This window comes from Pontiella sp. (assembly GCF_041622395.1).
Lineage (GTDB): Bacteria > Verrucomicrobiota > Kiritimatiellia > Kiritimatiellales > Pontiellaceae > Pontiella.
Genome location: NZ_JBFJYW010000200.1, coordinates 1 through 7,302, shown reverse-complemented (window position 1 = coordinate 7,302; position 7,302 = coordinate 1). Strand labels below are relative to the sequence as shown.

General features: G+C 61.5%; 5 protein-coding genes. All 5 read right to left on the bottom strand.

What is annotated here, in order from left to right; translation table 11 throughout:
- The coding region (locus ABYO54_RS11685) for a Gfo/Idh/MocA family protein (RefSeq protein ID WP_372808431.1) at positions 1-545 on the bottom strand (545 nt) is incomplete at its 3' end.
- A 67-nt stretch (positions 546-612) separates the two neighbouring features.
- Positions 613-2,037 carry a Gfo/Idh/MocA family protein gene (locus ABYO54_RS11680; protein WP_372808430.1) on the bottom strand — a complete coding sequence of 475 codons (1,425 nt, stop codon included), beginning with the start codon at positions 2,035-2,037 and terminating at the stop codon, positions 613-615.
- Positions 2,038-2,189: 152 nt separating this feature from the next.
- On the bottom strand, positions 2,190-3,842 hold the full coding sequence (locus tag ABYO54_RS11675) for a hypothetical protein (RefSeq protein WP_372808429.1): 1,653 nt from the start codon (positions 3,840-3,842) through the stop codon (positions 2,190-2,192).
- An 86-nt stretch (positions 3,843-3,928) separates the two neighbouring features.
- Positions 3,929-4,858 carry a hypothetical protein gene (locus ABYO54_RS11670; RefSeq protein WP_372808428.1) on the bottom strand — a complete coding sequence of 310 codons (930 nt, stop codon included), beginning with the start codon at positions 4,856-4,858 and terminating at the stop codon, positions 3,929-3,931.
- A 53-nt stretch (positions 4,859-4,911) separates the two neighbouring features.
- On the bottom strand, positions 4,912-7,302 hold a 2,391-nt coding region (locus tag ABYO54_RS11665; RefSeq protein WP_372808427.1), incomplete at its 5' end, for a glycoside hydrolase family 2 TIM barrel-domain containing protein.

The window sequence follows — 7,302 nt, the reverse complement described above, 5'->3', positions numbered from 1 at the left end:
ATGCCGTTGTAGGTGTGGCCCTGGTTGCCCATGTTGGTGAGCACGTTGTATTTCGCGAGGGCCTTCTTCAGCGTGCGCGCCTGCCAGATGTTGTGCACCAGCGGCTTCTGGGTGAAGGTGTGCAGCCCGCGTTCCATCGAGGCCATGGTGGCGGCGAAGTGGGTGTGGTCGGGCGTGCTGATGCAGACCATGTCGATGTCCTTGCCCATCTTGTCGAGCATGACGCGGAAGTCGGTGAACGTCGGGGCCGTCGGATTGTCGGGATGCTTGCTCATGTGATGAGCGAACATGGCCTCATCGACGTCGCAGCGCGCCACGATGTTGTCGTTCTGCGCTTCGTGGTAGACGTAGGCGGCGATGTTGCCGGAGCCGATCAGCGCAATGTTGACCTTTTCGTTGGCCGACGGGCCCGGCTTGCCGATGTTGAAGTTATAGATTTCCTGGGCGACGGTCGGCTTGGACTTGCATCCGGCGATGCTCAAGGCCGAAGCCCCGGCCGCGGCGGTGCCGATGGCCTGGAACGATCTGCGGTTCATTTTTTTCATTCTCTATTCCTTGTTCTATTCCCATGATGTCTGAGTCGAAATGATTCGGGGCGCGGGTTTCCGCCTGTTAGCTTTTCCAGAGATCCTCGCCGTATTCCCAGCCCTTGCGGACGGGCTCCTTGAGGTATTGGTTCAGCTCGGGGCGATTGGTGATCCGCATGTTCTTGGAATCCCACTCGATTCGGCCGCCGTGGTTGACGGCCAAGATGCCGAGCAGCATGACCTCGGTGAACGGTGCGGCGTAGTTGAAATTGGAACCGCATTCCGGAATCTCGCCCTTGACGGCGCTGATCAGCTCGCGGATCGGGCCGCTCTGCTTGAGGCGCGGATATTTTTCGGCGGGATAGCCCGCGGTCTTGTAGGCGCGTTGCGCTTCCTTGTTGGCCAGGCGCGGATTGTTCGAGCGGGCGTCGGTGTAGCCGCCGTTCTTGGTGCCGTAGTAGAAGGTTCCGTTGCCCGGCTTGTCGTCCCAGGTCCAGTCGCTCGGGGCTTTGGGGGCGAAGCTCGAGTCGCCGTTGTACCAGTAGAGCGAGCAGGCCTCCTTGGTGCCGCGCTTCTCGAAATCGAAGCGGACGCGGACGCCGTCGGGCACGATGTATTCGTTGCCGCCGGCGACCTCTTCGGCCTCGACCGCCACGGGTTCGTAGAGGTCGAGCAGCCAGACCGGGGCGTCGGCGATATGGCAGAACCAGTCGCCGAAGGTGCCCGTGCCGTAGGGGTGGAAGGCGCGCCATTTTTTCGGATGGTAGAGATGGTTGAAGGGGGCCGGTCCGGTCGGGCCCTGCCACAGGTCCCAGTTCAGGGTGGACGGTACGGGCTCCTGCGCCGGCGGAAATGCGCCGGGACGTTCGAAGTAGGGGCCGTTCCAGTCGGGGCCGCCGATCCAGGAATGCACTTCGGTGATCTGGCCGAAGATGCCGTCTTCGTACCATTCGCGCAGCTGGCGGATGCCGTTGTAGGTGTGGCCCTGGTTGCCCATGTTGGTGAGCACGTTGTATTTCGCGAGGGCCTTCTTCAGCGTGCGCGCCTGCCAGATGTTGTGCACCAGCGGCTTCTGGGTGAAGGTATGGATGCCGCGCTCCATCGAGGCCATGGTGGCGGCGAAGTGGGTGTGGTCGGGGGTGTTGACGCACACCATGTCGATCTCCTTGCCCATTTGGTCGAGCATGACGCGGAAGTCGGTGAAGGTTGGTGCCTTGGCGTTGTCGGGATGCTTGTCGAGGCTCTTGGCGAACATCGCGGAATCGACATCGCAGCGAGCCACGATGTTTTCGTTCTGCGCTTCGTGGTAGGCGTAGGCGGCGATGTTGCCGGAGCCGATCAGGGCGATGTTGAGTTTTTCGTTGGCGGACGGGCCCGGCTTGCCGATGTTGAAGTTGTAGATTTCCTGGGCGACCGTTGGTTTGGATTTGCATCCGGCGATGCTCAGCGCCGAAGCGCCGGCCGCGGCGGTTCCGATGGCTTGAAAAGATCTGCGGTTCAATTTCTTCATCTTAGCTTCCCTGTTTGGTTTCTTTGTTTTCGACTGTTTCGGAGCAGGGGATCGCCATAAAAGAGCGCAAAGGTCGCACCGTTGTTTCCGATGGTTTCCCTTTGGGGGGCTATGCGTTCTTTGGTGGCCGATTTGCTCCGTAATTTCCGAGATTAATAGCGTTGGTCGGTGGCGATCGGGACATAGCCGATTTCAAGGCCGCGGGGCGGCGACACGATCAAGGCGGGGTCGAACTCGACCAACTCGCCGCGCTTGGGGGCCGGCAGGTATTCGCCATCTTTTTTCCAGTACCGGTGCATCAACTCGACCCGCGCCTGCAGGTCGTCGAGCTCCTGGTCGGACAAATCGGCAAAGTGCATCGCGGGTTGGTCGCGGAATTTATACCAGTAGTAGGTCAGGGTGCTGCCGTCGCCCAGCTTGGCCGTGAAGGGGCCGGCGGCGGGGCCGGGTTTTTTCCACGCGCTGTCGGCCTCTTCGGGGGTGGTCCAGGGATCGTCGGGGTTTTGGCCCGTGTAGAAATCCTGGGTGTCCAGTTGCCGCAGGCCCGTTTCATAGGGAACTTGCCCCGGTTCGATCGGATGCCACCGTCCCTTGTCTTTGCCGATCATTTCGAGTTTGTAGTATTCGGGGAGCTTGACCACGCCGGAGCGCTTGTCCTGCTGCGTCAGCTTTTTATGCCATTGGAACGAAAGCGTGTAGTCGTCTTCGACGGCCCGTTGCGCGAAGTCGTTCCACATAATGGGATAGGAGGTGCGTTCCCCGTCCGTCTTGACGAAGAACTTCCAGCCGCACGAATTGTGCTCGAGGACCTTCGACGTGTTGACGCCCGCCGGATCGAATTTGCCGGAGGCCACCGGCCCGCCCGCGAACCAGGCTTCGACCGAATCCCAGAGGGCGGACTTGCTGAAGTTCATGCGGGTCGTCATCAGATGCGAACGCCCCTGCGAGTCGAGCGGAAAGGTGATGGTGGTCACCCGCGCATAGGTGTCGCCCTTTTGGTCGGTCGCCTGGATGGCCGGGATGGTCTGGGTTTCGATGCTGACGCTCGCGTTGCTTTTCGATGGGCGGCTATCGAAATATTTGCCGTGCAGGTTGGGGTAGTCCAGCGTATGGCGCGACCAGAAATGGGGGGTGAAAAACGCGATCGGTCCCTTGAAGGTTTTGGTGTTCACGAACAGCGTCCACGAGTGGTTGCCCGTGGGCACGTCGCGCCCGTCGGTTACGGATTTCTTCGGCGTGAGGGGCAGGGGATGGTAGCCGTAGCCGTACACCTTGCCGAATTCGCCCTGCTTGAAATTCAGCCCATCCGGCGGAAAGACGATCCACGGGCTCAGCTGGGCGACGCCGTAGCGGCCCCGGTCGGTGGTCCAGTCTGTGCCTTTGCCGAAGCCCGGCCCGTTGGCGATGCCCTTGAAGCTCAGCGCCACGCCGCCCATCTGGAACTTCGGCGTCTTGGTCGGGAAATGGTTGTGGCGCCAAACGCCCGAGCCGCCTTCGATGGTGGTGTAGCCGATGCCGCCTTCGTCCTTTTCGGAGCCGATGGTCATGGCCGGGTTGTCGTCGTTCTGCGGCCGCATCCAGGTGCCGACGAGGCCGGACTGGTAGGCTTTGCCGGGATGCGTCTCCACCAGCGACCAGATGGTCGGGTACATCGCATAGCCCGCGTTGAACGCATCGGGCGTCTTTTCGAGCGGGCAGTGCAGGAATCCGCCCAGGCTGATCATCAGTTGATCGCTATCCGCGCCCGCCATGCAGGCGAGCGATGCCAAGAGGGCCGTTGTTCGTTTGATGCCGAGCTGAATCATGTGTTCCGTCCTGTGTTGCCGCCTTCGAGATGAACGACGCAACGCACCGGCGGCAGGGTGCGGTGCGCCGTGCTGCGAAAGGGGGGCTAGCCTTCTTCCTTCTTTTTCTTTTGCGCCTGTTCCTTTTCGTAGTTGGCGTACCACTCCAGCAGCTCCTTCGGCCACGCGAAGGTGGGCTGGCTGGAGAAGTCGTATCCGGCCAGATGAACGATGTCCTGCGCGTCGCGGGCGGCGGGCTTCTGGTATTTCCAGTCGATGTCGCCGAGCTGTTCCCGGATGATGTCCGCAAGCACCGGATCGTAGTCGATCAGCTCCTGTCGGGTGTTGACGTGGTTGTGGTCGTGGTCCGGCTCGCGGTTGTCGTCGAAAAAGGACTGCACGCCTTCGGCCCAGTATTCGTGGACGTTGTTGGCGGCATACTTGTCTTTCCAGCGCCCTTTCGCCATGGCGTCTTCATAGGCCGCCACCAGCTTGGGCTTGAACTCCGGGTCGAGGTCGACGAGCGCCATATCCATGATCGCGTGGGCGAATTCGTGGACGAGGATGCTTTCCGTGGCGTAGGGGTCGCCGGGGTAGCGGAGAATGTTTTCCTCGCCGCAGCTAACGGCCGGGCGGTAATGGTTGGGGCCGAGGCCGCGCGCGCGGCGGTCCCAGAACTTGGCCGGGGTCATGTCGCTGTATTCCGGCATCTGCGACACGAACTCGGTGTAGTCCATCAGCACGAAGCGCACTTTGTTTTCGGCCAGCTTTTGGATGGCGTCGGGGCGGTTCTGCAACATTTCCTTGATGACGTAGGCGGTTTCAAGAAAGGCAAAATCGTCGACCTTGTCGTTGCCGACGAGGGTGAAGCCTTCGAGGTCGAGCGCCTTGGTGTAGAACGGGTCGAGCTCGAGGTCGGCCACCATTTTCGCGGTCGGCGGCGCCACCTTGAGCTGGGCGATTTGTTCCGAGATCGAAGGCTCGGCAATGGCCGCGGCGGCGACCAGGGAGGTGAAAGCAATCAGTGTTTTTTTCATAGTCATTCCTGTTTCGTTACGTCGGGGGTTCGGGGGGACGAGTCGGGTTCGGCTCAATCCGCTCGCTCGAAATACCAGGTGGAAAAGCGCGAGGCGATGGACATCTTTTCGGCCTTCTGCGAATCGAGTTTCATGATGCACATCTGGTCGGTCACATACATGAACAGCTTGCCGATCCCCGCATCTTCCGGGTTTTCGAAAACATCGTCGGGATAGTCGTACCACCAGTAGCCGTAGAGGTCCTTCTCGTCGCCATCGAGGGTGAATACGCTGCCGCTTTCGTCGAAGTCGAACGGACGCGGCGCCACCGGCTTGGCTTCGCCGTTGCCGCGCTTGATGGCGGTGAGCATCCACTTGCCGACGACCTCCTTGTCCTTGGGGCCGTTGAAGCTTTGGGGATCGTCGTCGTCGCCGGTCTCGAAGTTCGGGGAGGTGACCCGGGGCAGCGGACCTTTGGTGAATTCGCTTTCGGTCGTCAGGAAGGGCTGGCCGTTCTTCTTGACGATCGCCTTGATGGTGGCCGATTCGTTCAGCTCGAACGCGCCCGTATACGGAACGGGGGCCGCGCCGTTGATCGAATAGGCGATCTCGAAATCGGCGTCGGCGAGTTCGCCGCGCAGCGCGATGCGGTTCATGGCGATGTTGATGACGGTGCTCTCCGGGAAGAGGGTGCGCCCGAGGATGCCCGCGCCGGTGACTTCGATCGCGCCTTCCTGGTCCGTGCCCTGGAAGATGCCGAGCGCGAGGCCGTTGAAGGTTTTGCGGTAGGTTTCGCGGTGGGTGGTGACGTCGAGCGGGTCGCCGTTGTCGAAGCCCAGCAGCTCGACCGGGCCTTCGATTTTATAGTCGATGCGGTTGCAGGCCCACGGCACGAATTCGCCCGTTGCGTCCTTGATGGTCGCGGTGAGGTGGCTGATGTCGAACCGGTCGGCGGCCAGGGCCTGGTTGTCGGCGGTGAATTCGATCGTCGTCGGGGCGCCTGCGGTTCTGAACACCTTTTCGGCCACGGCCTTGCCGCCGCGATAGCCGACGGCCTTGAGCGTGCCGGCTTCGTAGGGCACCTTCCAGACAAAGTCGAGCAGGTCGCGCGGCGGCTGCTTGCCGAGCGATTTTTCGTTGAGGAAGAGTTCAACCTCTTCGCAGTTGGAGTAGGCGACCATGGGGATCTCGACGCCTTCCATGCCGGGGTGCGTCCAGTGCGGCAGGATGTGCACCATCGGTTCGTCGGTCCATTGGCTCTGGTAGAAGAAATAGTGGTCCTTCGGGAAGCCGCACAGGTCGATGATGCCGAAGTTCCAGATGCGCGCCGGCCATTTGCCGCCGCCGAACGAGGCTTCGCCGAGATAGTCGAATCCGGTCCAGCGGAACTCGCCCATGATCCACGGCGTTTCCTTGGTGCGCTTCCAGCAGGTGCGGGCGGTGATGCGCACGCCGCAGTTGTCGTAGGACGAGCTGTAGCGCTCGTTCCCGTCGAAGAAGATCTGCTTGTCGTTGTAAGCCGGGAAGGGGTTGACCATGATGCTGCGGTTGCGCCACCAGGTGAGCGTGCGGTAGAACCCGCGCGTCTGCAGCGTATGCGGCACCTCGGTTAATACGACGGGCTTTTCGGGATTCTCTTCGTGGAACTTTTCGAGGATGCCCGGCGTGCCGCCCGGCGCGTTGAAGCCGGCCACATCGACGCCGTAGAAGAGGCTGCCGCCGGTGGTCGGGCGGGTGGTGTCGTATTTCTTCACCTCGGCGCTGATGTTGTGCTCGTCCTTGATTCCGGTTTCGTTGCCGATGCTGTACATGATGACGCAGGGATGGTTGCGGTCGCGCATCACCCAGTCCTTGACGTCGGTTTTCCACCACTCCTTGAAGTGGTGGCGGCCGTAGTCGTGCTTGCTCTTGGCGCCCCAGCCATCGAACAGCTCGTCCATGACCATGATGCCCATCTCGTCGCACAGACGGTAGAAGATCGGGCGGCGCGGATTGTGGGAAACGCGGATGGCGTTGCAGCCCATGTCCTTCAAAATCTGCAGGCGGCGGCGCAGCACCTTTTCGGGAATCGCCGAGCCGACGAGCCCGGCGTCGGAATGCTCGCACACGCCTTTGAGCTTGGTGGACTTGCCGTTGAGGAAAAAGCCTTCGTTCGGGTCGAACTTCAGCGAGCGGATGCCGAAGCGGGTGGTGTTGGTATCGATCGTTTTGCCGTTGATCGTGATGGTGCTGACCAGCGTGTAGAGGGCCGGCGAGTCCGGCGACCAGCGGGCCGGGTTTTCGACGTTCAGCGCCAGTGTTGCGGCGCTCTGCCCGTTGGCGACCAGCAGAACCGCTTGTTTCGAGGAGGCCACTTGATGGCCTGCGGGGTCGAGCACGACCGACTCCACGGTGGCTTTTTGCGCCTTGGCGGTTCCGTTGTTGAGGGTGGCCGCAACGGCGACGGTTGCCTTGGCGTCATCGAT

Excerpts from the sequence above, each read along its gene's own strand:
- ABYO54_RS11675 (WP_372808429.1), bottom strand. The coding sequence starts at position 3,842 with ATGATTCAGCTCGGCATCAAACGAACAACGGCCCTCTTGGCATCGCTC.
- ABYO54_RS11680 (WP_372808430.1), bottom strand. The coding sequence starts at position 2,037 with ATGAAGAAATTGAACCGCAGATCTTTTCAAGCCATCGGAACCGCCGCG.
- ABYO54_RS11670 (WP_372808428.1), bottom strand. The coding sequence starts at position 4,858 with ATGAAAAAAACACTGATTGCTTTCACCTCCCTGGTCGCCGCCGCGGCC.